Raw genomic sequence first — 23754 nt, forward strand, 5'->3', positions numbered from 1 at the left:
TGACTTAATATTTGATTAGAGGTGATTTTAATGAAGTTACGCAAACTATTACTTACGAACAATGCCTGCTATAAAGCGGGTAAAATCATAACGCCAAAGGGTATTATGGTTCACTCGACTGGTGCAAACAACCCATGGTTGAAGCGCTACGTTGGCCCAGACGATGGCTTGCTAGGAAAGAACCAGTATAACAACCATTGGAATCAAGACAAACCTGGAGGGCGTGAAGTCTGTGTCCATGCCTTCATTGGTAAATTAGCAGATGGTTCCATTGCTACCTATCAAACATTACTTTGGAATCACCGAGGTTGGCATGCTGGCGGAGCTGCGAACAATACTCATATTGGATTTGAAATTTGCGAGGACGGATTGACCGATGCCTCGTATTTTTCTGCTGTTTACAAGGAAGCTGTGGAGCTTTGTGTACATCTTTGCAAACTCTATGGATTTAGCGAAAAAGATATCATCTGTCACAGCGAAGGTTATAAACGAGGCATTGCCAGTAACCATGGGGATGTGATGCACTGGTTCCCTAAACATGGGAAGAGTATGGACACCTTTCGAGCGGATGTGAAGAAATTACTAATCACAGAAAATAAGCCAGCAGAACCAGTGAAAAAGAAATATTACCGTGTGCAGATCGGTGCATATTCGGATAAAGCAAATGCTGAGGCACAGCTTGCCAAGGCTAAAAAGGCAGGCTTTACGGATGCATTTATTAAGTATGATTAACAAATTGAGCGAGTTAAAAATCATCGAGATTCCTAAATAAATTATTAAACAATTAATTTATCTAGCCTGTGGGGGTTCTTCCCTTGCAGGCTCTTTTTTTATGCTCTGATTCAAATTAATTCTTACAAATCCTCAACTTCGACCTGTTCCCACGGCTATTAGGTAGGAGGTGATTCCTAGTGAATCAGCACGAGGATAAAAAAATTACAAAGATTTCAGATGAGATTATAGACAAAAGCGTTGAATTAAAGAAAGTATCACAGGAACAGCTACAGCGTGAGTTTGATTATATCCAGGCAGAAAAATTACTTAGAAAGATGCTCGGAAAAGGCTTAATAACTGAAATAGAATTCCACAAGATAGACGCACTAAATCGCCAAACTTTCTCCCCTTTTTTAGCAGAGATAATGCCATGAAATCGTTGATATATAAGGGTTTCAGAGGTAATATGTGACCTACCAAGAAGGAGGTGAGAGGATGAAAAAGATAACGAAAATAGAAGGGAATCTAGCCAACTCTTTTATTAAGCCAAAAACACGAGTGGTTGCCTACTGCCGAGTTTCAACAGATAGTAATGAACAGCTAGTCAGCTTGCAAGCGCAAAAGGCTCATTATGAGACTTATATAAAGGCGAATCCAGAATGGGAATATGCAGGCTTATATTATGACGAGGGAATCAGTGGCACGAAAAAGGAAAACCGCTCTGACCTGCTTAGAATGTTATCAGACTGTGAAACTGGAAGGATTGACTTAATTATTACAAAGTCCATCAGCCGATTTGCGAGAAATACTACAGACTGCTTGGAGATGGTTCGAAAACTGATAGGCCTTGGGGTTCATATCTATTTTGAGAAGGAAAATATCAATACGGGTTCAATGGAAAGCGAGTTGATGCTCTCCATTTTAAGTGGGCTTGCAGAAAGTGAGTCAATTTCCATTTCAGAAAATACGAAGTGGGCCATTCAAAGACGATTTCAAAACGGAACCTTTAAAATTTCCTACCCGCCATATGGTTATCAAAATAATGACGGTCAAATGATAGTAAACCCCAAGCAGGCTGAAGTTGTGAAGTATATTTTTGCAGAGGTATTATCGGGCAAAGGCACACAGAAAGTTGCAAATGATCTTAATCAAAAGGGTATCCCATCAAAAAGAGGTGGTCGTTGGACAGCTACTACGATTAGAGGGATTCTGACTAATGAAAAATATACTGGTGATGTTATTTTGCAAAAGACTTATACGGACAGCCATTTTAATAGGCACACCAATTATGGTGAGAAAGATATGTATCTAGTAGAAAACCATCATGAGGCAATTATCAGCCATGAAGATTTTGAAGCTGTAGATGCCGTTCTCAATCAGAGAGCAAAGGAAAAAAGCATCGAAAAGCGCAACAGCAAATATTTAAACCGATATTCTTTCTCCAGTAAAATCATCTGCTCGGAATGTGGCAGTACCTTTAAAAGACGGATTCATTCATCTGGAAGAAAATACATTGCTTGGTGTTGCAGTAAGCATATAAGCAATATAACGGAATGTTCCATGCAGTTCATACGAGATGAAGATATAAAGACTGCATTTGTCACGATGATGAATAAACTCATTTTCGGTCAGAAATTCATATTAAGACCACTTTTGAATGGGTTACGTAACCAGAACAATGCGGCAAGTTTTCGCAGAATTGAAGAGTTGGAGACTAAGATTGAAAATAACATGGAGCAGAGCCAGATGTTGACGGGTTTAATGGCCAAAGGATATCTGGAACCTGCTCTTTTTAATAAAGAAAAGAATTCACTGGAAGCAGAAAGAGAAAGACTTCTTGCTGAAAAGGATCAACTTACTCGTTCTGTCAATGGCAATTTTGCAAAAGTAGACGAGGTTGACCATTTACTTAAGTTTGCCACTAAGTCCAAAATGCTCACATCCTATGGGGATGAGCTGTTTGAAGAATACGTAGAGAAGATTATTGTCCTTTCACGAGAGGAAGTCGGATTTGAATTAAAATGTGGAATCACATTGAAGGAAAGGTTGGTGAATTAGATGGGGCACACACCCTATGGATATAGAATTGAAGATGGAAAGGCTGTTGTGGATGAAAAATCATCAGAGCAGGTAAAAGAATTATATTCAGGATATTTGGCAGGACTTTCTTTGAAGGATGCTGCTAAACAAGCTGGGATAGACTGCTACCATGCCACAGTAAGTAAGATGTTGCAGAACAAGCATTACCTTGGCGATGAATTCTACCCTCCAATTATTGATGAGGAGACATTTGAAAAAGCAAGGTTAGAAAAACGAAAGCGAGCAGAAAAGCTCGGAAGGATATGGGAGCCCAAAGATGTGCCGGAAACGACTTATCCTGTAAAGTTCAAAGCAAAACCTCTGGTACAAAAATATGACGATCCATATAAGCAGGCAGAATATGCTTACAGTTTGATAGAAAGTGAGGTGTAACCAGTGGCAGTTAGCAGGAATGTAACAGTAATTCCAGCAATTAAACGAATCGGAAATAATAAAAATAGTGAGAGTAAACCCAAAATACGAGTGGCAGCTTATTGCCGAGTTTCAACAGATAGTGATGAGCAGGCCTCAAGTTACGAAATTCAGATTGAGCATTATACAAACTATATTAAGAGGAACAAGGAATGGGAATTGGCAGGTATTTTTGCGGATGACGGTATCACTGGTACCAATACGAAAAAGCGTGATGAATTTAACCGCATGATTGAGGAGTGTATGGCAGGCAATATTGACATGGTCATCACAAAATCAATAAGCCGATTTGCCAGAAACACGTTGGATTGTCTTAAGTACATCCGGCAGTTAAAGGATAAAAACATTGCTGTGTTCTTCGAGAAAGAGAATATCAACACCATGGATTCTAAGGGTGAAGTCCTACTTACCATTATGGCATCACTTGCCCAGCAGGAGAGCCAGTCCTTAAGCCAGAACGTTAAGCTAGGTATTCAGTATCGATATCAGCAAGGTGAGGTTCAAGTCAACCACAAGCGTTTCCTTGGTTACACTAAGGATGAAAACAAGCAATTAGTGATTGATCCAGAGGGTGCTAAAGTTGTTAAACGGATTTATAGGGAGTACCTAGAGGGAGCCAGCCTTTTGCAGATAGCAAGAGGACTTGAAGCAGACGGTATTCTTACAGCAGCAGGCAAAGCAAAATGGAGACCGGAAACACTGAAAAAGATACTGCAGAATGAAAAGTATATCGGTGATGCCCTACTACAAAAGACATACACAGTTGATTTCCTTTCTAAAAAGCGGGTCAAGAATAACGGCATCGTTCCCCAGTATTACGTAGAAAACAGCCATGAGCCTATCATCCCACGTGAATTTTTTATGCAGGTTCAAGAAGAGATGGTTCGAAGAGCAAATCTTCGCGGCGGCAAGGGCGGTAAAAAGCGAGTTTATAGTAGTAAGTATGCCTTATCAAGTATTGTTTACTGCGGGCAATGCGGTGATATTTACCGACGAGTACACTGGAATAACCGAGGTTACAAGTCTATTGTTTGGAGATGTGTCAGTCGTTTGGAGGAAAAAGGGTCTGAATGCACTGCCCCTACCATAAACGAGGAAACATTGCAGACAGCAGTGGTTAAGGCTATTAACGAACTTTTGGCTAACAAAGAACCCTTCATCCAGGCGCTACAGAAAAACATAGCTACTGTATTTAATGAAGAAAAAGATAATATCACTGATGACATTGATAGCAAATTGGAAGAATTACAACAACAGCTTCTTGTCCAAGCAAAGTCCAAGAATGACTATGAAGATGTTGCTGATGAAATTTACCGACTTCAAGAATTAAAGCAAAAAGCACTTGTTGAAAATGCAGAGCGAGAAGGAAAAAGGCAACGAATCGCTGAAATGACTGATTTCTTGAATGAGCAATCCTGCGAGTTGGAGGAATATGATGAGCAATTAGTAAGGCGGCTTATTGAAAAGGTAACAGTTTTTGATGATAAACTCACCGTTGAATTCAAATCGGATGTTGAGATTGATATAGAAATATAACTCAGATTAGAAGGCTGCCGAGTGAGAAGAAAACTCTCTTTGAATGTCGGCCTACTCAAATAATTATTGACAAGGGAATTATTTATAAGTATAATTAGTATAACTTGTTATACAAGTAAAACGAGTTGGTAGATAAAATTATAAAAATGATTTGGAGGTTATGTTATGAAGAGTGATAAAGAAAAGGATGGTAAATACATGGGGTCAGTTAAAGTAGGACCTAAAGGACAGATTGTTATACCAAAAGAAGTGCGTGATATGTTTAGCATTGAATCTGGGGATACATTGATACTACTTGCAGACGCTCAAAAAGGTATTGCAATTGAACGGATGGGTGTTTTCGACAAGATTGCAGATGCAATTCTTGATGGGAGATCAAAAGAAATTTATCCTGAGCATAACGAAAAAGATAGTTTAATTTTTGCGGAAGAAATCAAAAAGCTAAATAAAGATAAGGAGGGCGAGGAATGATAGCAATCCAAACAGAAAATCTTACAAAGAAATATAAGGAGAGAGTTGCAGTTAATGCTCTTAATCTAAGCGTTAATCAAGGAGAATTATTTGCTTTGCTCGGAGTAAATGGTGCTGGTAAAACTACAACTATAAAAATGTTATCATGTCTTGTAAAACCAACAAATGGTGATGCCTTAGTATTAGGAAACAGCATTATCTCAGATGCTTTCAAGGTAAAAGAATTAATTAATGTTTCTCCTCAAGAAACTGCAATCGCTCCAAATTTGACTGTTAGAGAGAACCTTGAATTTATTACCGGAATATATGGGTATGATAGAAAAGATTCCAAAGAAAAATCAAATGAAATCATTTCTTCATTTGGTCTGTCTAACATAGCAAAAGATCGAGCTAAAACATTATCAGGTGGTTGGCAGAGACGTCTTAGTATTGCAATGGCATTAATATCAGAACCACGGTTATTATTTCTTGATGAACCCACTCTTGGACTTGATGTAATTGCAAGAAGAGAACTTTGGACTATTATTAAAAAAATGAAAGGTAAGGTCACGATAATATTAACCACCCATTACTTAGAGGAAGCAGTCTCTTTGTCAGATCGTATAGGGATAATGACAAAAGGAGAGTTAAAAGAAGTTGGTACAGCTGACGAACTGATTAAAAAAACAAGCGCCGAAAGTTTTGAAGATGCCTTTATTGCCATTGCAGGAGAAGGGAGGGCTAGTGTATGAAGACATTAGCATTGGCTACGAGGAATAGTAAAGAAATTTTGAGGGATAAACTTAACTTAGCTTTTGGCATAGGCTTTCCCGTTATTTTACTCTTGTTACTCTCTGCTATTCAATCGAATGTTCCTGTAGAGCTATTTGTAATTGAACAATTGACTCCTGGAATTGCTGTTTTCGGACTATCATTTATTTCACTCTTCTCCGGCATGTTGATTGCAAAAGACAGAACTAGTTCATTGATGTTACGCTTATTCACATCTCCGCTTATGTCCAGTAATTTCATATTTGGGTACACACTCCCCTTACTACCCATGGCAATCTTACAGGTTGGAGTGTGCTTTGCTGTTGCATTCTTTCTTGGATTGACAATTAGTTTAAATGTTTTACTAGCAGTTATAGTTTTAGTTCCAGCTGCAATACTGTTTATTGCTATTGGATTACTTTGTGGCAGTTTGTTCACCGATAAGCAGGTAGGTGGCGTATGCGGAGCTTTACTGACAAATTTAAGTGCATGGCTTTCAGGTACTTGGTTTGATCTTGCCCTTGTTGGAGGACCCTTTAAGAAAATTGCTGAATTGCTTCCCTTTGCACATGCTGTTGATGCAGGACGGGCTGCAATTTCAGGTGACTATCATCATATATTCCCACATTTATGGTGGGTAATTGGATATGCTGTTATAGTTATGTCTATAGCAATTATAGTTTTCACTAGAAAAATGAGTAGTGATAATACTTAAATTTAGGAGCGTGATTAAGTTAATATGTGATAAGATTTATGTAAATTTAGCTTAAGATGGATATATTCCCTCATATCATGTTTCTCAAAAAATGGAAAATTGATTGATATGTTCCTACCTACCGATAGTGTAAAAAATGTCGTGGATATGTTTCCAAGAACCGACAGCTCGAAAGACATTCGTTCTGTCCTCTCGAGCCATCGATTATTATCGGATAACAATATACGGTCTCATCATCTCATAATCCTCGTGCTCCAAGATATGACAGTGCCATATATATAACCCGGTAAATGGTCCGAACCGCATGATTATTCGAGTAACTTGCTTCGGATTAGCTCGAACGGTATCTTTCCATCCTCGTTCTTGTGGTTCCGGTGGCATTGCCGGACCTGTATATTCGATAACCTTCTCCTTGTTAAACTTATCAACATCGAAATTTCTTCGGTCAAGTATTTGAAAATCAATTAAGTGAAGATGAATTGGGTGTGAATCATCAGTTACGTTGATGAGGTACCATATTTCGGTTGCCCCTAATTTTGGATTTTCTGATATGGGTGCATCCCATGGTTTATTATCCAATAGCATCCATTCACGACCGTACTGATCCATATTATCATTTAATGTTAGGTATCTTATCCTCGTAACTGACTGTTCCTTTATTTTTGGAACAGGTATCATATAAGCCGGAATTGTACTAGTGTCAACACTTGATAAAGGAAGAGTTACTCTAAATTGCATCACTTGACCAACCGTATTTGGATCCGGTTTGATCCCCCCTGGAAAAGGAGCGGGGGCATCATTTTTCATGATAATATTCTTCCCTTCTAAGTTGGTAAAATCAATGATTACATCTGCCCTTTCTGCAGGGGCTAACATGATTTCCTTGATACCAATTGGATATTCTAGCAGTCCTCCATCAGTCGCAATTTGATACATAAGTTGTTCAGAATCAAGCTTAATCCTATAGAAACGAGTGTTGGATCCGTTTAAAAGCCTAAATCGGTATTTACGTGGTTCCACTTTTAAATAAGGCCATACTTTACCATTTACTAGAATCGTATCCCCAATAAATTCAGGAATAATCGACATTTCTAATTCAGGAATCGGTTTTTCCGGTTGCTTCGGGTAGTAAAGAGAACCATCCTCATTAAATGTCTTGTCTTGTATCATAAGAGGAATCTCATATTTTCCACTCGGTAAATTCAATGAACGCTCCCGATTTTCCCTGATAAGATAAAATCCTGCCAAACCTGCATAAATATTTAGCCTCGTAATCCCAATCGTATGGTCATGATACCACAGCGTGCAAGCATTATTACAATTATCATATCGATAGATTTGCTTTCTAAAATATGGCCCCACTTGTTTGAATCCCTTTGTAAACCAAGCCTCTGGGTAGCCATCGCTTTCCCATTCAACACAAGCACCGTGTACGTGCACGACTGTTCTTACATCAGGCACGTCCCGATGAGCCCCATGAACCGTATAATCGATTGGAAAAAGATGCTTATCAGGAAGATTGTTAATCCATTTAATAAACACTTTTTCTCCACTTTCGACTTCAATTGTAGGTCCTGGATATCCACCTTCGTACCCCCAAACAGTTGAGTCATTTAACTGACTATGAAGTGATTGACTGAATTCAGTCATATTTACTTCGTAATAAGTATAAAACTGATCTTTCCATCGAGGTTTTAAAATAGGTGGGATGGGTAGTTCGTCTACAAATTTAGAGAGAATCATAATTCGCCTCCTTTATAACATACCGTAATGTCAAAACTTTTATATTAAAAAAGTTAATAATCCTTGATTTAAAGGGCTATAAATGCAAAAAACTTGCCACCCCCATAGTTTTAGATTAAAAGTGGGGTTACCACACGCAACACTTAATCCCTAACACCAAGGAACTGACAAGTTGTACCCACAATTATTAACTTATTTAATGGAATTTATCAAGCATCAAGATTAACTAATCTTACTGGTCGAATAGTTTCTTATGATGATGTTAGCTCTCCACCATTAACATGAATGGTTTGGCCAGTAACAAATCTGGAATCGTCAGAGGCAAGATAGACGTATGCTGGCGCAAGCTCAAATGGTTGGGCCATTCTCCGCATCGGATTACTGGAACCTAATATAGCGACCTGATCTGCAGAATATGTTGACGGTTGGAGTGGAGTCCAGGTTGATCCTGGTGCTACAGCATTGACCCGAATTCCATTATCTATAAGATTATTGGCCAAAGCACGAGTAAAGCCAATATTCGCTGCCTTCGTTGATGTGTAATCAATCAATTGTGAAGGACCTTTAAAAGCCGTAACCGAAGATGTATTAATAATTGAGCTGCCTGGTTTCAAATAGGGAAGCGCTGCTCTAGTTGTGTAAAAATGAGAATAGATATTAACTTTAAAGGTGTCATCGAATTGCTCGTCAGTGATATCGAGTAAACTTGGCTGCTGGAACTGGATACCCACGTGGTTAACAAGAATATCCAATCGTCCGAATGATTGGATCGTTTGTTCCACGATGGAGATACATTGAATTTTCTCTCGGACATCACCTGGCAATAAAATGCTACGCTGGTCGAGTTGTTCGATCCGTGCTTTTGTTCTGCTTGCATCTTCATGTTCATCCAAGTAGGAAATGGCAACACTAGCACCTTCTTTAGCAAACGCAATTGCTACAGCTGCTCCGATCCCACTGTCCCCACCTGTGATGAGGGCGACTTTCCCTGTTAATTTCCCGCTTCCCCTGTACTCTGGATTTTCAATAATAGGCCGGGGAACCATCAGTTTTTCAACGCCCGGTTGTCGAAGTTGACGTTGTTCAGGGACATTAATCGGAATTTCTTCATAGCGAGTTATTACCCCGTAATTTGGATATATTGGATAATTTCCATCGGTGATTCTCTTCTGATTTTTTTGCTCATACTGTTTCATTGGAGACCTCCTTGCATTAATAGAAAATACCATTTTACATTATGTTGCATGGGCGTACCTAGTGCATGTTCCAATCCAAAATTGTTTAAAGCTTTATGAAAGAAGTACTTGCTCTTTATAAGAGGTTGCTGAATAAGGTGTATTAGGTAAATTTAAGAGGAGGTTATTCGCTTGTTTCAATATAGCCCTGAAGTCAAATTATTACTAGTGAATTTTCTAGATGAAAAAGTAGAGATGCTCTATAATAACAACCCTTACACGTGGTCAATGCCGTTAATAGGACCTAGACCGCCCTATTATGCTAATCCTCGTTACGTACAAACCTATCCCATACTCTAAAAAGATTAATGAAAAAGATGTAAAATACCAAAGGATTTTCGGTGATTGGGAAATATATTATGGTGATTTTGATGTTATATGGGTATTATGATCGTTGCAGGCAGAGATATGACATAATACTTTCAGAACCTTAGAAAGTAAAGGAATTTATCGGTGTGGATGAGGATATAAAAGTGCATTTGATTTTCCTTTCGTCAAAGCCAATAGAATTGGAAATTTAAAATAATGACGGAGTTGTTACCTTTCTTTCTCTTGGAATATTTGATAAATATTTAGAAGGAAAGTTGATTAATGATGAAGATGACAGCGTGGTTCGTCCAGTGAAGGTAATTTGACTGAGTGGATATGTTTCCGTCTACCGATAGCCCCAAAAACGCAGTAGATATGTTTCCGAGAACTGGCAGGTTCAAATGACATTCATTCTGTCCTCTCAAGCCATGTTGAGGTAGTATCGCAGATGATTTTAAAAGAAGAAGCAGGCTCCCGATAAGGGGAAATCATGCTTCTATACAAATGTCGGGGCGGCAAATCGGTAATGAATAACCGGTGTGCCGTCTTCTTTTACATTGATTATATTGATGAGACGATGTAGAATTTCGGACGTTAGCAATCAAAGTTAAGAAATGGAAGAAGCTCTTCTTTTAACTTGTCGATTACTTTCAAGCATGGAGATCATGTCATTTTTCTTTTCTGCAAGCTGAGTGAGTTCGCTATTGTTATCCTCCACCATTCTAAATACTCATCATGATTGATTTTTTTCATCTGCGAGTATATTGATTCTCTGTCATAGTGATACCTTGAATTATGTTGACAGGGAGTTAATAAGATTGCAATGCTGTATTTTTAAGTGATTGTGATGGCAACATTGTAAAGAAAAATGAATGCAATTACACCGCATATATTTTTTGGGAGGACAAATGAACGAACTTCATTTGGGAATATTCCTTATTTAAATCGAAATTGATTAATCCATTTGCGTAGGATAGATACAGATATACCTATATTTATCGACAAATTTCGGGTTGTCACTGTGACTTAAAATTCATTCTTGATTACCGTTTGCTCATTATTTACCTTCTTTTTTGCCTGCGTTGAAAATTTGTATCCAAATCCTCTAATTGTACGAACATACTCTGGATTTTTAGGGTCATCCTCGATTTTACTTCTGAGTGTACTTAAATGAACAGAAACGGTTTTTAAATCTGTTTCTGAATCGATTCCCCAAATACGATCAAATAACAGTTCGGCGCTAAAAACTTGATTCGGGTGCTCAACTAAATAAAATAACAGCATTCTTTCTTTTGTATGAAGATCCACTTCTTTACCTTTTTTGTATATACTTTTATCTGAAAAGTTTATGATTAAATCACCAAGGTTTAATACATGTGAGGAGTTTGAAGTGAACGTACCAGTTCTTCTCATAATTGCTTTGATGCGGGCGAGGACTTCAGGGGGGTCGAATGGTTTAGTAATATAGTCATCACAGCCAATTTCAAAGCCTTCGATGATCGTACTTTTGGTATTTTCACCAGTAATAAATATGAGAATTCCATCAGAAATTTCACGATATCTCCTGGCAAGTTCAAACCCATTTTTATCTGGAAGATTAATATCGAGTAGAACAATATCAGGAGGAATTTCTTCTATCAGTCGTAAACCATCGGCAACATTGAAGGAGGAATAAACAGTATAGCCTTCCTTCTCTAAGTAAAGACGTAAGATATTAATAATGAAGCTTTCATCCTCTACGATCAAAATGGTGGTGGAAATCATGTGCTTACCTCCTTTTTCCAGTGAATATTCTATCTAAATATATCATATTGAAATCTACTGATTCTAGTATTAGAAAATAATATTGTCCTATTTATTGTTTGTTATTTCACTCAATCTTTGCTGTTTCTTGGATATATATTCCTAAAATTAGTCAAAAAGTGCTATTATGAATTCTCTGTCACAGTGACGCCACGAATTATGTCGACAGGGCGTTAAAAAGATTGTAATTCTGTATTTTTAAGTTGTAATGGCAACATTATAAAGAAAAATGAATACAATTACACTGCATATAGTTTTTGGGAGGACAAATGAACGAACTTCATTGGAAAATTCCTCACTTAAATCGAAATTGAGTAATCCATTTACGTATGATAGTTACAGAAATACCTATAGTTATCGACAAATTTCGGGTTGTCACTGTGACTTAAAATTTAAATATATTTTCCTTTTAATTTCGATTTCACTTAGGAAATTCCTAGCTGAATTAATTAACTCTATATAGGTAGGATCCTTTAGCAATTTATTCTTATTGCTCTTTTTATATATAATAAGAACACCAAAGATACAAATAACCCCAAAACCTGCCATAATAATATCAACCATAACAGTACCAACTTTCTTTTCTTGAATCTTCACCAGTAAGGAATCTGTCGACCTCAATCTCTGCACTGCACCCACTACTTCAAGTGCTTAAAGTAGATTTTAAATTCATCCTCACAAATTCGCCACTATTACATTTTATTGTAACAAATTTCCACGAAACTTCGAAAGATATATCAAAAGTAGTATAATATTCTATAAAAATAGTAGGTTTGTCCTGTTGCAGGAGTTAATCTATGCTCCAACAGGTTGAAAAAACAGCAGTAATCAACTTTACCTTTTCTATCAGTAAAGGTTGTAACAAAAGGAGTAAATGTGGCGGGAGAAGGGTTTTATAAACTTTACACTTAGTATTTTCCTGAAGCAAAGAAACTTACTCCTAAAGAGGTGTTTTCTGAAGAACTTAAGAAAATTAGGGAATGTACAGAATGGTAAAAGCTTGCAGATTATTTACATATTGATATTGACTTGCCAAGGCCTACTTCGAAGAATGATGTGCCGCTATCCATAAGAATATTACCAATGAATAGTAGAGAAGAATTTCCTGAAATGAGCATAGAGGATGTTCAAAAGAACTTTTTCCTAGGAAACCTTATTAATGATCGTGAGGGCTTGTATTACTTTAGGAAAACCGGAATGAATACATCTGAAGATTCTCTAGTACTCTCTCAATTTGATAATTTGATTATTGCATCGGCGAATCTTCAGATCATTGAAAGTATGATAGTCCAATCGAGGGACAATATTATGGAGCCTATAGATTTGATATAAACACGGTCAAAATCTTTCAACCTATTAGCATATCAGAACTAAATAAAATTGACGGTAGTCTAACTAGATTTTCACAATCGAAACAGGAAATTGATGTTTCATATTGGCCTGAAATTGATGGTTTGATTAAAAGAAAGCAAATGACACTAATGGCAGAAGAATTGCCGTAAAAGAATCTCCTAAGCTTAAAGAAGGAGCAAAGAAACAGGTTCTGGTTAATGCGTATGAAAGAAATTACAAAGCAAGACAACAATGTATAGACCACTATGGTTGTCACTGTTCAGTTTGCAAATTTGATTTTGCAGAGATTTACTGAGACGAGTTTGAAGGGGAAATTCATGTCCATCATCTGAAAGCTCTTTCTGAAATAAACGAAGAGTATGAAGTGGACCCAATTAATGATTTACGTCCGGTTTGTCCCAATTGTCATCTAGCCTTACATTTAAAAGTTGGTGATAGACCATATGGCATTGTTGACTTAAAAGAAAAAATCAATAGAACAAAATCTCTAGTATAGATTATAAAGAGGAGTATTTATGGCCATTAATTATAATCAGTGGCCAAAGTACGGATTTAACAATAAAAATTTAATTGGTATACACATCCAAGAAGCTTTCAAAAAGCAGAAGCGGGAAAAATTAAGCTTGGTGTATTTTGCATTAATCCTTTTAAGTTAGGAATCAAAAAGTAATTACAGAATTACAAGGAATAATTTGGTATGATGATATCAGAACATTTTGCTTTTATTATGATATTTAAAATTTGGGAGGTTTTTACATATGAGCAACAAAAAGGATATTTTGTTAGACAGTTTCAATGTATTAGTTCAAAACTTAGAAAAAAATTATGATCGACTAGAGAATCTCTTAATAAAAGTATTGGAACTTGATCAAGAAATGGCTATCGATATGTGGGTGCACCTTTTAGACAATCCGCAATACGAAAAATTAGATGAATGGGGAAAAAAGTGGCTTTCTGGTTATGTCCTTGGTGATTTGGCGGATAAAAAGGGTGGTGAATATGTCATTGATTTTTTAAGAACGTATGGTGAGCTGGCTGAAAAATTATTTACAGAAGGACAATTTGAGTTTTCCACAGCCATGTCCGAAAATTTTACTAATGCTTATATAGTACCATGTATATATAAAAATAACATAGATGACTTAGAAAAAATGTATGAGGGATTTTTAAATAATAAAAAGGTTAGTTTGACTAAAGCAATAGAGGAACCGCTTGAGTATTATTTTAGATATGATAATCAATTAACAATCGATATGGCAAACTTGTTTTTAAATTATTTGCCCCATATTCATGATAAAGAAGGTAAGGCAAGGATTTCAGTATTTCTGATTGATTACTTATAAAAGTGGAACCTGGTATCTATTTGATATCAGGTTTTCTTAAAGGGGGGAACAAGAATGATTAAAACATTAATTAAAAAGATTAGTAATGACTTCTTAAATGAGGCAGTCCATTCACCTAATTTATTCAAAGATATGGGAGCTATGGAAAAATATATTGCAGAAAGTTATGGGGAACGAATCTTGATTGAACTCCTACAAAATTCAGATGATGCCCAATCAAATAAAATTAAACTCTTTAATACCAAAGGAAATCTATTTTTTGCAAATAATGGTAGACCTTTTAACGAAAAAGATATTATGAGCATTTGTCGTTCCGGTGCCAGTCATAAACAGCGTGGAGTAACAATTGGCTATAGGGGCGTCGGATTTAAAAGTACAAGTTATTTAAGTAATGACATTATTATTTATTCAAATGATACTTATTTTACTTTCTCAAGGGCAACATGTTCTCAAGTGCTAAGTATACCTGAGAAGGATATTCCTCTGATTCGAATTCCATTTATAATTGATAAAAATGAATTGGAGGACCACATTGTTCAAGAGGTAGAAAGTCTTAAAAATAAAGGCTATCAAACCGTTTTTATTTTCAAAAATGCTAAATTAAACTATTTGACTGAAGAAATGAAATCTTTAGATGAAAGTTATTTTATTTTTTTAAATCATATTTCTGATGTGTCTATTTATTTAGAGGGGAAGAAATGGGAATACCAAATAAATAGAGTATCAGAGAAGGACTTTCTGAATGGTAAATGGTTAAAAATCGTTGATAATGAAGATAAACCATTGCAATATTTGGTTTTTTCAAAACATGAAAATAATAAGAAATATGATATCGCTTTTGTTGTAGACGATAATGGGTACATAGTGGAGTGCGATGATAAAAAAGCTGTGTATCACTGTTATCTGCCAACACTTGAAAAGACAGGCTTTCCATTTAAAATCAATGCAGATTTTTCGACTGATCCATCCAGAAAGCACCTTGAGTTTGATGAACAGACAAAAAATTCCCTTAATCATATCTCAGAGCTGCTCTTTGAAGTACTTCAAGGAGTTGTAAAACACGAAAAATCAGAGTATGCCTTGATTTTTGATATGATAAGAAGAAAGACTAACTTCACAAAATACAGTGTTTTATGCCATCAATTAATAAAAGAAAAATTACAAAGTGAGTCTTGGATTCCACTAGAGACTGGGGAATTGGTCTCCCCAAAGGATTGTTATAAGCTACCAAAATGGTTTGAAACTGCAGAGTTTAATTTAATACGGAAACATTCAATATATATAAGGGAACGAAGCATCTTAACGGATTTAATTGATCAAATGCCAGAATTAGCCAACCTTTTAAATGAATATGCGGAGAAAGAATTTGCCTTAGAAGATTGGGTTGAGGCCTTGAAGGACCGTTCTTTTATAGATAATGTAGAAAATGGATTATTAGCCAAGATTTATGTGTTTCTCTTTAAAGGAGCAAGAAACGCAAAGATGATTAAAAATCAAGAAATAAAAATAGAGGACTGTTTATTAAAAGAAAGCGGAGGGAAGATTATCAAATTTCTTGATGTTAATAAGGATATTATTTTGCCAGATGACTTTATCGATTATATTGATTCTCAAATATCTGATTCCGAGAAGCGTTGGATTGAGGAGAATTATAATGTAGTTATTTGGGAAGAAGACTCGGCTTATGATGATGAATTAGAAGATGAAGAAGACTTTAGTGATCTAGAGTCTGAAAGAACATCGCTTCAATCGAAACAATTACAGTCAGCAAAATCTGAAAGTATATCTGTTAACCAGAAGATGACTGTATCCAAATGGTATACAGCTGAACAACAATGCGTTGAACTGGAAAAAAATTTTGGTAATAGAGCTAGGTATGTAGGAAAACAAAATCTGGGCTACGATGTTGAAAGTATTATGCCTGATGGAAGAAAACGTTATATTGAAGTGAAAAGTCTTAGTAGTGGGGATAAATCCATTAAATTAACAAATAATGAGTTTACAGCCGCTTTTCAATTGGGGGAGGAATATTACATTTGTTTAATTGAACAACACGAAGATCATATGACGGCTACGTATATTAATAATCCCGCAAAAAATGTTAATTTCGAAAAGCGTGTTGTCCGATGGGAATGGTATGGCGATAAATACACGGGTGAACAAATCGAAATGCCCTATTCAAAAAGAAAGTTTTGATTCAAGGGATTTCTTGTTGGTATGATACATCTAAAATTTCTTTTGAAGAGCTCAATTTTTTACAAGCAAAATATAAAAGTTTAACTAAATTTAATTAATATACTGTCACAATCTCGTTTAATGCCATATGAATGCACAGGAAATCTGCTATTATAAGTACTATTTTAGAGGCATACATTTACGCAATTCCATACTTTTGCGAAAATCTATTAGGCTATAATGATAACACATGTTGAGGTAGTATCGCAGATGATTTTAAAAGTGTAACCAAACAATAGAAACCACCCAACCATATTAAACATTTCCGATTCAGAACCGACTTCCGTTAAAATAAACATTTCCGATTTTCGATTCTGATTCAATATTATCCCGGTTTTTCCTCATTAGGAACCCGGGATTTTTTCTTCTCTTTTTCAATAGAAATTCAATACAAAATCAATAGTTTTTCTTTCTTTTTTCCTTACTCTTTTCTCCTCTATCCCTTATATATCAGGCTTTTCTCAATAGTTTACTCAGGCATCCCTTCAATAAGAGACCCAATGTCTTTTTCCCATCTTTTCTCTCTCATTTCTCCATGTTCTATCTTATCTCCCCAATTCATTTTTCCTCTTATTATTCTTCTCAAAATCGGTAGACTTTATTTTCACTCCCAAAAAAACGTGAAAGAAATGCGAAAAAACAGGCGGAAAACGGTCATTTTTGAATCAGAAATTACTCAAAATGGGGGTTCAGTCGGAAATCTTTATTTTAACTGGAACGGTGGAATGCGGGTTTGAGGTGGGAGAAATACGGGATTTCTATTTTTGTTGTACAAAAAGAAGAAGCAGGCTCCCGATAAGGGGAAATCATGCTTCTATACAAATGTCGGGGCGGCAAATCGGTAATGAATAACCGGTGTGCCGTCTTCTTTTACATTGATTATATTGATGAGACGATGTAGAATTTCGGACGTTAGCAATCAAAGTTAAGAAATGGAAGAAGCTCTTCTTTTAACTTGTCGATTACTTTCAAGCATGGAGATCATGTCATTTTTCTTTTCTGCAAGCTGAGTGAGTTCGCTATTGTTATCCTCCACCATTCTAAATACTCATCATGATTGATTTTTTTCATCTGCGAGTATATTGATTCTCTGTCATAGTGATACCTTGAATTATGTTGACAGGGAGTTAATAAGATTGCAATGCTGTATTTTTAAGTGATTGTGATGGCAACATTGTAAAGAAAAATGAATACAATTACACCGCATATATTTTTTGGGAGGACAAATGAACGAACTTTATTGGAAAATACCTCACTTAAATCGAAATTGAGTAATCCATTTACGTATGATAGTTACAGATATACCTATAGTTATCGACAAATTTCGGGTTGTCACTGTGACTTAAAATTCAATAGGGTTCTCAAGTTATATGACGCCTTCAGAAAAGGGGGAATCATAATCTACTTGACCTAAAAAAGTGTAGCCTATTCATATACTCCCTGTTAATTTTAAAAGGAAAAGAAAGAGGCGGTAGAGAATAAATATATTGGGTAACTTTAGGTGAGAGAAGGGATATGTTATAGAATTCGAGGATTATTTAAGATAGAAATATCATAAGCGGCTAAGATTATACAAGGTGGAGGAACGAGGTCCTAAACAAAGAGGGATACAATGGAGAAACAGAGCTTACTCTTTCTTCTTTGAGGCAGCTGTTGAAATCCAGAAGCCACCATAATGTGAAATGGCATCATGTGATAGCATTTAGTTTGTTTTATTAAAAGAGAGGCTATATCTATTTAAAGCAGAAAGTGTTCAAGCGTTCGCCTTTTTATAATTTGTAAACGCTTTCTGATGCAACCTTTCCTTACACTAAAGCTCTCATTATTTCGAATTCTAACTCAAAGGCTTTATTAAAAGTTTATTTGAAATGTAGTTTTCTAGTTTAAAAACGTGGTAAGAGGAGGAAGTTATGGGGAAATCAACTTTTTATAACCCGATTCTAGAACCTGGGGCAGATCCATGGGTGTATAAGGATAAAGATACTTACTATTTTATGGTCACAAAAAGGACAAGGCTTGATTTATGGAAGTCGCCAACATTAAGTGGAATGGCACAAGGAAATTGTAAAACGATTTGGACTGCTCCGAGTGAAGGAATCAATTGTGCTAATATTTGGGCTCCAGAAATTCATCGGATAAATGGGAAATGGTATATATATTTCACGGCAAATGACGGGATAGGGGATGATCAATCAAGGAAGATATTTGTGCTAGAGAATTCGGCGGAAGATCCGTTTGACGGGAATTGGCTAGACAGAGGATATGTAAATACAGAATATCCTGGTTTAGATGGAACGATTTTTGAACATAAAGGTTGTCTTTATTTTGTATATGCTGGATATGGTAACTTTCCTGCGTATGGATCAGCTCTATATATAGCTGAGATGGAAAATCCGTGGACACTTACTGGTCCCAACGTATTATTATCAAAACCTGAGTATAATTGGGAAAAGCAAGGTGGAATGGCGATTAATGAGGGACCTGTAATGTTAAAGAGGAATAATAAATTGTTTCTAATCTATTCTGCTAGTACCACTTGGTCTGATGATTATAGTTTGGGAATGTTAACAATCTCTGAGAATATGGATGTCATGAATCCCGAAGTTTGGCTTAAATCTACTGAGCCTGTGTTCAAGAAAAGTATCGAAAATAAGGTATTTGCTCCTGGCCATAATAGTTTTACACAATCTCCTGACGGGACAGAAGATTGGATTGTTTATCATGCTATTTCCGAATCAGAAGGAGGAAGCCAGCGACGAAGTGCTAGAATTCAAAAATTCAATTGGAATGCCGATGGTTCTCCTAATTTTGGAGTCCCGTTATGTACATCAGCACCGATTACCATTCCTTCTGGTGAGTGATGAGTAGGAAACAGAGGAATGGTTCTCCTATTCTCCTTATATTCTAAAAAGTAGAAGGAATTATGACACGTAAAGAACAAAATTCCTACCACCTAAACACGCTTGAACCGTTTATAAAACAGACGAATAAACCTAGTTCCATCAGTACTAGAGTTTTAACTATAAAGTATAGGAACCCAGTTATTATGTTTGGCCTGGATTTTACATGTCGTGTGAAAAAATAATATTTTATTAAAATTTTAAAAGGGGTACCCAATTGCAATGGGTACCCCTTCATCTTTACTTAAAACACCTTCGTAGTCCAATCCTCGCAATTCCAAATATCTGTCGCGATTTCACGATAGAAATCAGGTTCGTGGGATACCATTAAAATGCTTCCGCGATATTCCTTTAATGCACGTTTCAGTTCTTCTTTTGCATCGACATCCAAGTGATTGGTAGGCTCATCTAGGATTAATAAGTTCGTTTCTGTGTTTAAAATTTTGCATAAGCGAACTTTGGCTTTTTCCCCACCAGAAAGGACTTCGATTTTACTTTCAATATGTTTCGTTGTTAATCCACATTTTGCAAGAGCAGCACGAACTTCCGCCTGATTCATGCTAGGGAATTCGCTCCAAATTTCTTCAATACATGTATTGTAGTTGGACTCTTTCACTTCTTGCTCGAAGTAGCCAATGTGTTGATAATCACCGCGTTCTACGGTACCCGAAATTGGGGTGATTAATCCAAGAATACTTTTTAACAGAGTGGATTTACCAATACCGTTTGCACCAACGAAGGCAATTTTTTGTCCACGTTCCATTTTCAAATTTAGGGGGCGAGAAAGTGGTTCGTTATAGCCAATAACAAGATCTTCTGCCGTGAAAATCCAACGACTAGCTGCGCGAGCTTCTTTGAATTTAAACTCTGGTTTTGGCTTTTCTTTCCCTAATTCAATAATTTCCATTTTGTCTAGTTTCTTTTGACGGGACATTGCCATATTACGGGTTGCGACACTTGCCTTGTTGCGAGCAACAAAATCTTTTAAATTTGCAATTTCTTGTTGTTGACGCTTGTAAGCAGATTCTAGCTGTTGTTTCTTCATTTCATGTATTTTTACGAAGTTGTCATAGTCACCAGCATAGCGATTCAACTCTTGGTTTTCCATGTGATAGATCAGGTTAACAACACTGTTCAAAAATGGAATATCATGTGAAATCAAGATAAATGCATTCTCATAATCCTGTAAATAGCGCTTTAACCATTCGATATGCTGTTCATCTAAATAGTTCGTAGGCTCATCTAGTAAGAGGATTTCAGGTTTTTCTAGTAATAGCTTAGCCAGCAAAACTTTCGTACGTTGCCCACCGCTAAGATCAGCTACATCTCGATCAAGTCCAACATCATCTAATCCTAGACCACGAGCCACTTCCTCCACTTTTGAATTAATTTGATAGAAATCATTACTATCTAATGTTTCTTGTAGCTCTCCAACTTCTGCAAGTAATGAATCGATATCAACATTTTCATCACCCATTTTTGCATAAAGCTCATTAATCTCTGCTTCTGCATCAAAAAGATATTGAAAAGCAGTACTCAAAGCTTCACGCATCGTAGTCCCTTTTTGAAGTACGGCATGCTGATCTAAATAACCAACACGAACTTTTCGTGACCACTGTACTTTCCCCTCGTCAGGTTGCAGCTTGCCGGTCACAATATTCATGAAAGTAGATTTCCCTTCACCATTTGCCCCAACAAGTCCAACGTGTTCCCCTTTTAAAAGTCGAAAAGACACATCATTAAATATCGCACGATCACCGAAACCGTGGCTTAAGTTTTGTACGTTTAATACGCTCATTTTTTTAACCCCTTCTTTTATATCACATGTGGATATCATACTAAATTTAGAATAGATTTTCTAACTCGAATTTTATTATTTGTGCAAAACGTAATTCAATTTTGGGGCTAACTTGAAGACTACCCTTTCTTAATTGAATTAGATCATTGAATCGTCTAAACGATTGGATAAAAGTCTATTATACAATATGCTACAAGGTTTTCCTATATAGGAATAGTTGAATAAAAAATGAAAGAAAAGAATTCATCCCATACGTAAACATTAGCAATTTTTGGGGAATAATATTCTTAATGAATGTTTAAAGGGTGTGTAGGATGAAAATAATGAGATATTCCAAGACAGTATTGTCCTTGTCCATGATATTGCCTTGGGTTACTGCGCCGTTATTAGGGAAGAAAACGTTCAAGCGTTATTTGCCAGCAGGAGTCTTTATTGCATCAATGGTGAAGTTAGTCAATGTTATAGCTAAAAAGCGAAAATGGTGGTGGTGGTATGAAACCCTTCATCCTAGATTATCAGGAGAAATTCCTTTTATGCTTGGTCCTTTTTTTGTTGGTTCAATATGGATATTAAAATGGACGTATGGCAAGTTTTTTAGATATTTTGCATTAAATATGCTATTTGATGGAATGTTTACATATACTGCAGTGCCTTTCTTAACAAAATTTGGTATAGCATCTTTAGTACGAATGAAAAAAATACAACTTATGTATGTTTTTTCAATTTTGTCGTTAATGTTATATATATTTCAATATTTATATGAAAAATTCTGTTTTACTAAGTGGAGACTTATAAGATTAGAAATAAATTAATAAAAACTATGTGATTAAAAAAGTGGAAAGAATGAATCGTGAAATAGCTGATTCGTTCTTTCCATTTTTACTTCTATTCATTCTAGGTTTGGGATCTTATTTTTCCGTAAACTGGTTCGCTATACATACTTTATTTCTTCCAGAATTTTTTGCGTAATAAAGGGCTCTGTCGGCATCATCAATAATATCTACTGCTTTGAGAGTAGTTTCATTGTAGCAAGCAATTCCTATTGAAACGGTTAGGTGGATTTTTTCTTCTAACGCATAGAAAGGAAATTCCTCTACAGTTTTTCGAATGTTTTCTGCCATTTCTTTTGCTTTTTCCAAAGGGCAATCTAATAATAATACGGTAAACTCTTCTCCACCATTTCTACTGACGACATCATATGACTTGGTACATTTTTGTAATATCTCCCCAAGGCTTTTTAGTATTTCATCTCCCTTTAGATGTCCATATCGATCATTAATTTTCTTAAAGAAATCAATGTCAATATAAAGGAGTGAAAGTTTTTCTTCTTTAACAGTAACTTGATTTATTAACGAATTAAAGAGCTTGTCAAAATTCCGATAATTATTTAATCCTGTAAGACCATCTATTGTGGACTCATTTCTATATTTTTCAAACAATAATTGAATCGATCTTAAATGATTTATGACATAAAATCCAATAAATCCACCAAGATAGGAAATGATGCAATAGGTTGGAATTAACACAAGGAGAATATTCCAGTCATTGATTAGATAGATGGCGAATATGGTAAAAACAAAATTATTCCAACTTAGGGTTAAAATGATTTTGTTTTTGGTAGATAAGGTAAAACAAGAAAACCATACAGCACCAATAGTAGATGAAAAAATGAGAGCAATGGCCAAAAAGGATGCCAAATTAATGCCATAAAATAATCGACCTATAATGATTAAAAGCATGGAAATAAATGCAGGGATTGCTCCTCCATAAAAAGCTAAAATCATAATTGGAATATGTCTAAGATCTATAATGATATTTCCAATATGAATACTATAATGCATGAGTATATTTCCGAAAATACCTCCTACAATCCCAATTGTTATTTTCCTCTTTAACGAGGATTGACGATTTAAAGGCTTCTGTTTGGTTATTTGACTATACAAAAAAAGTAAGGATACCAATATGGCAAGATTAGAAAATAACTCTTTTATTATCATAATAATTAATCACCTTAATTAAGATAACATAGCTATAAATAGAATGGAATTGATTTGGTATGGTTTTTTATGGAAAAAGATATCGGGTGAAATTAGGATGAAAAAAATCAATCAAAAGGATAATAATACAGGTAATGGTAAAAATATGAAGATAATATTTAAATATAGATGGTTAAGGAGAAGCCAATATGTATTTGCTTGTAAACATTCTTATCCTCTTGCTTTATTTCCGATAGAGTAAGTATGAAAAGGGAGCAGGAACAAGCTTAAATGCATTAGTTGAATCAGTATTTTCCCTGATTATATAGCAAGTTTTACTTATTCTGTTTTTGTTAATATAA

General features: G+C 35.7%; 20 protein-coding genes. 15 read left to right on the forward strand and 5 right to left on the reverse strand.

What is annotated here, in order from left to right; translation table 11 throughout:
• Positions 1–30 precede the first annotated feature (30 nt).
• From ACWNMZ_RS05020 to ACWNMZ_RS05055, 8 genes are all read left to right on the forward strand, one after another.
• Positions 31–732, forward strand: coding sequence for an N-acetylmuramoyl-L-alanine amidase (locus ACWNMZ_RS05020; RefSeq protein WP_031536857.1), 702 nt, complete (start codon positions 31–33; stop codon positions 730–732).
• 179 nt (positions 733–911) lie between these two features.
• Positions 912–1148, forward strand: a complete 237-nt coding sequence (locus ACWNMZ_RS05025) for an SHOCT domain-containing protein (protein WP_368975747.1) — start codon at positions 912–914, stop codon at positions 1146–1148.
• Positions 1149–1209: 61 nt separating this feature from the next.
• On the forward strand, positions 1210–2772 hold the full coding sequence (locus ACWNMZ_RS05030) for a recombinase family protein (RefSeq protein WP_031536855.1): 1563 nt from the start codon (positions 1210–1212) through the stop codon (positions 2770–2772).
• The gene (locus tag ACWNMZ_RS05035) at positions 2773–3186 is read left to right on the forward strand and encodes a recombinase family protein (protein ID WP_031536854.1); all 414 of its coding nucleotides are present in this window, start codon (positions 2773–2775) and stop codon (positions 3184–3186) included. It abuts the gene before it with no gap.
• A gap of 3 nt (positions 3187–3189) precedes the next feature.
• The gene (locus ACWNMZ_RS05040) at positions 3190–4761 is read left to right on the forward strand and encodes a recombinase family protein (protein WP_031536853.1); all 1572 of its coding nucleotides are present in this window, start codon (positions 3190–3192) and stop codon (positions 4759–4761) included.
• Positions 4762–4926: 165 nt separating this feature from the next.
• Positions 4927–5232 (forward strand): AbrB/MazE/SpoVT family DNA-binding domain-containing protein, encoded by a 306-nt coding sequence (locus ACWNMZ_RS05045; RefSeq protein ID WP_031536852.1) that lies wholly within the window; start codon positions 4927–4929, stop codon positions 5230–5232.
• Positions 5229–5963: an ABC transporter ATP-binding protein gene (locus ACWNMZ_RS05050; RefSeq protein WP_031536851.1), complete on the forward strand. Its 735-nt coding sequence runs from the start codon at positions 5229–5231 to the stop codon at positions 5961–5963. The genes ACWNMZ_RS05045 and ACWNMZ_RS05050 overlap by 4 nt, the downstream gene beginning before the upstream one ends.
• Positions 5960–6697 (forward strand): ABC transporter permease, encoded by a 738-nt coding sequence (locus ACWNMZ_RS05055; RefSeq protein WP_031536850.1) that lies wholly within the window; start codon positions 5960–5962, stop codon positions 6695–6697. Before ACWNMZ_RS05050 ends, ACWNMZ_RS05055 begins: the two co-directional genes overlap by 4 nt.
• Positions 6698–6904: 207 nt before the next feature.
• On the opposite strand, the gene ACWNMZ_RS05060 is transcribed toward ACWNMZ_RS05055, so the two are convergent.
• From ACWNMZ_RS05060 to ACWNMZ_RS05070, 3 genes are all read right to left on the reverse strand, one after another.
• A complete protein-coding gene (locus ACWNMZ_RS05060) occupies positions 6905–8440 on the reverse strand; it encodes a multicopper oxidase family protein (RefSeq protein WP_031536849.1) in 1536 nt (511 codons plus the stop codon).
• 251 nt (positions 8441–8691) lie between these two features.
• Positions 8692–9636 (reverse strand): SDR family oxidoreductase, encoded by a 945-nt coding sequence (locus tag ACWNMZ_RS05065; RefSeq protein WP_031536848.1) that lies wholly within the window; start codon positions 9634–9636, stop codon positions 8692–8694.
• Between the two features lie 1374 nt (positions 9637–11010).
• Positions 11011–11748 carry a response regulator transcription factor gene (locus ACWNMZ_RS05070; protein ID WP_449598318.1) on the reverse strand — a complete coding sequence of 246 codons (738 nt, stop codon included), beginning with the start codon at positions 11746–11748 and terminating at the stop codon, positions 11011–11013.
• A 1122-nt stretch (positions 11749–12870) separates the two neighbouring features.
• On the opposite strand from ACWNMZ_RS05070, the gene ACWNMZ_RS05075 reads away from it, so the two are divergent.
• From ACWNMZ_RS05075 to ACWNMZ_RS05100, 6 genes are all read left to right on the forward strand, one after another.
• Positions 12871–13119: a hypothetical protein gene (locus tag ACWNMZ_RS05075; RefSeq protein WP_449598319.1), complete on the forward strand. Its 249-nt coding sequence runs from the start codon at positions 12871–12873 to the stop codon at positions 13117–13119.
• A 334-nt stretch (positions 13120–13453) separates the two neighbouring features.
• Complete coding sequence (locus ACWNMZ_RS05080) at positions 13454–13636, forward strand: HNH endonuclease (protein ID WP_449598489.1); 183 nt, start codon at positions 13454–13456, stop codon at positions 13634–13636.
• Between the two features lie 19 nt (positions 13637–13655).
• A complete protein-coding gene (locus ACWNMZ_RS05085) occupies positions 13656–13796 on the forward strand; it encodes a hypothetical protein (RefSeq protein ID WP_449598320.1) in 141 nt (46 codons plus the stop codon).
• Between the two features lie 102 nt (positions 13797–13898).
• Positions 13899–14483: a hypothetical protein gene (locus tag ACWNMZ_RS05090; protein WP_449598321.1), complete on the forward strand. Its 585-nt coding sequence runs from the start codon at positions 13899–13901 to the stop codon at positions 14481–14483.
• Between the two features lie 54 nt (positions 14484–14537).
• Positions 14538–16679, forward strand: a complete 2142-nt coding sequence (locus tag ACWNMZ_RS05095; RefSeq protein WP_449598322.1) for a sacsin N-terminal ATP-binding-like domain-containing protein — start codon at positions 14538–14540, stop codon at positions 16677–16679.
• 1949 nt (positions 16680–18628) lie between these two features.
• The gene (locus ACWNMZ_RS05100) at positions 18629–19579 is read left to right on the forward strand and encodes a glycoside hydrolase family 43 protein (RefSeq protein ID WP_235252734.1); all 951 of its coding nucleotides are present in this window, start codon (positions 18629–18631) and stop codon (positions 19577–19579) included.
• A 283-nt stretch (positions 19580–19862) separates the two neighbouring features.
• On the opposite strand, the gene ACWNMZ_RS05105 is transcribed toward ACWNMZ_RS05100, so the two are convergent.
• Entirely contained in the window at positions 19863–21416 is a 1554-nt protein-coding gene (locus ACWNMZ_RS05105; protein ID WP_031539997.1) for an ABC-F family ATP-binding cassette domain-containing protein, read from the reverse strand.
• A gap of 323 nt (positions 21417–21739) precedes the next feature.
• On the opposite strand from ACWNMZ_RS05105, the gene ACWNMZ_RS05110 reads away from it, so the two are divergent.
• The gene (locus ACWNMZ_RS05110) at positions 21740–22228 is read left to right on the forward strand and encodes a hypothetical protein (protein ID WP_441131021.1); all 489 of its coding nucleotides are present in this window, start codon (positions 21740–21742) and stop codon (positions 22226–22228) included.
• A 96-nt stretch (positions 22229–22324) separates the two neighbouring features.
• On the opposite strand, the gene ACWNMZ_RS05115 is transcribed toward ACWNMZ_RS05110, so the two are convergent.
• Positions 22325–23413 carry a diguanylate cyclase gene (locus tag ACWNMZ_RS05115; protein WP_449598323.1) on the reverse strand — a complete coding sequence of 363 codons (1089 nt, stop codon included), beginning with the start codon at positions 23411–23413 and terminating at the stop codon, positions 22325–22327.
• Between the last annotated feature and the right edge of the window lie 341 nt (positions 23414–23754).

This window comes from Niallia sp. Marseille-Q9988, assembly GCF_976954375.1.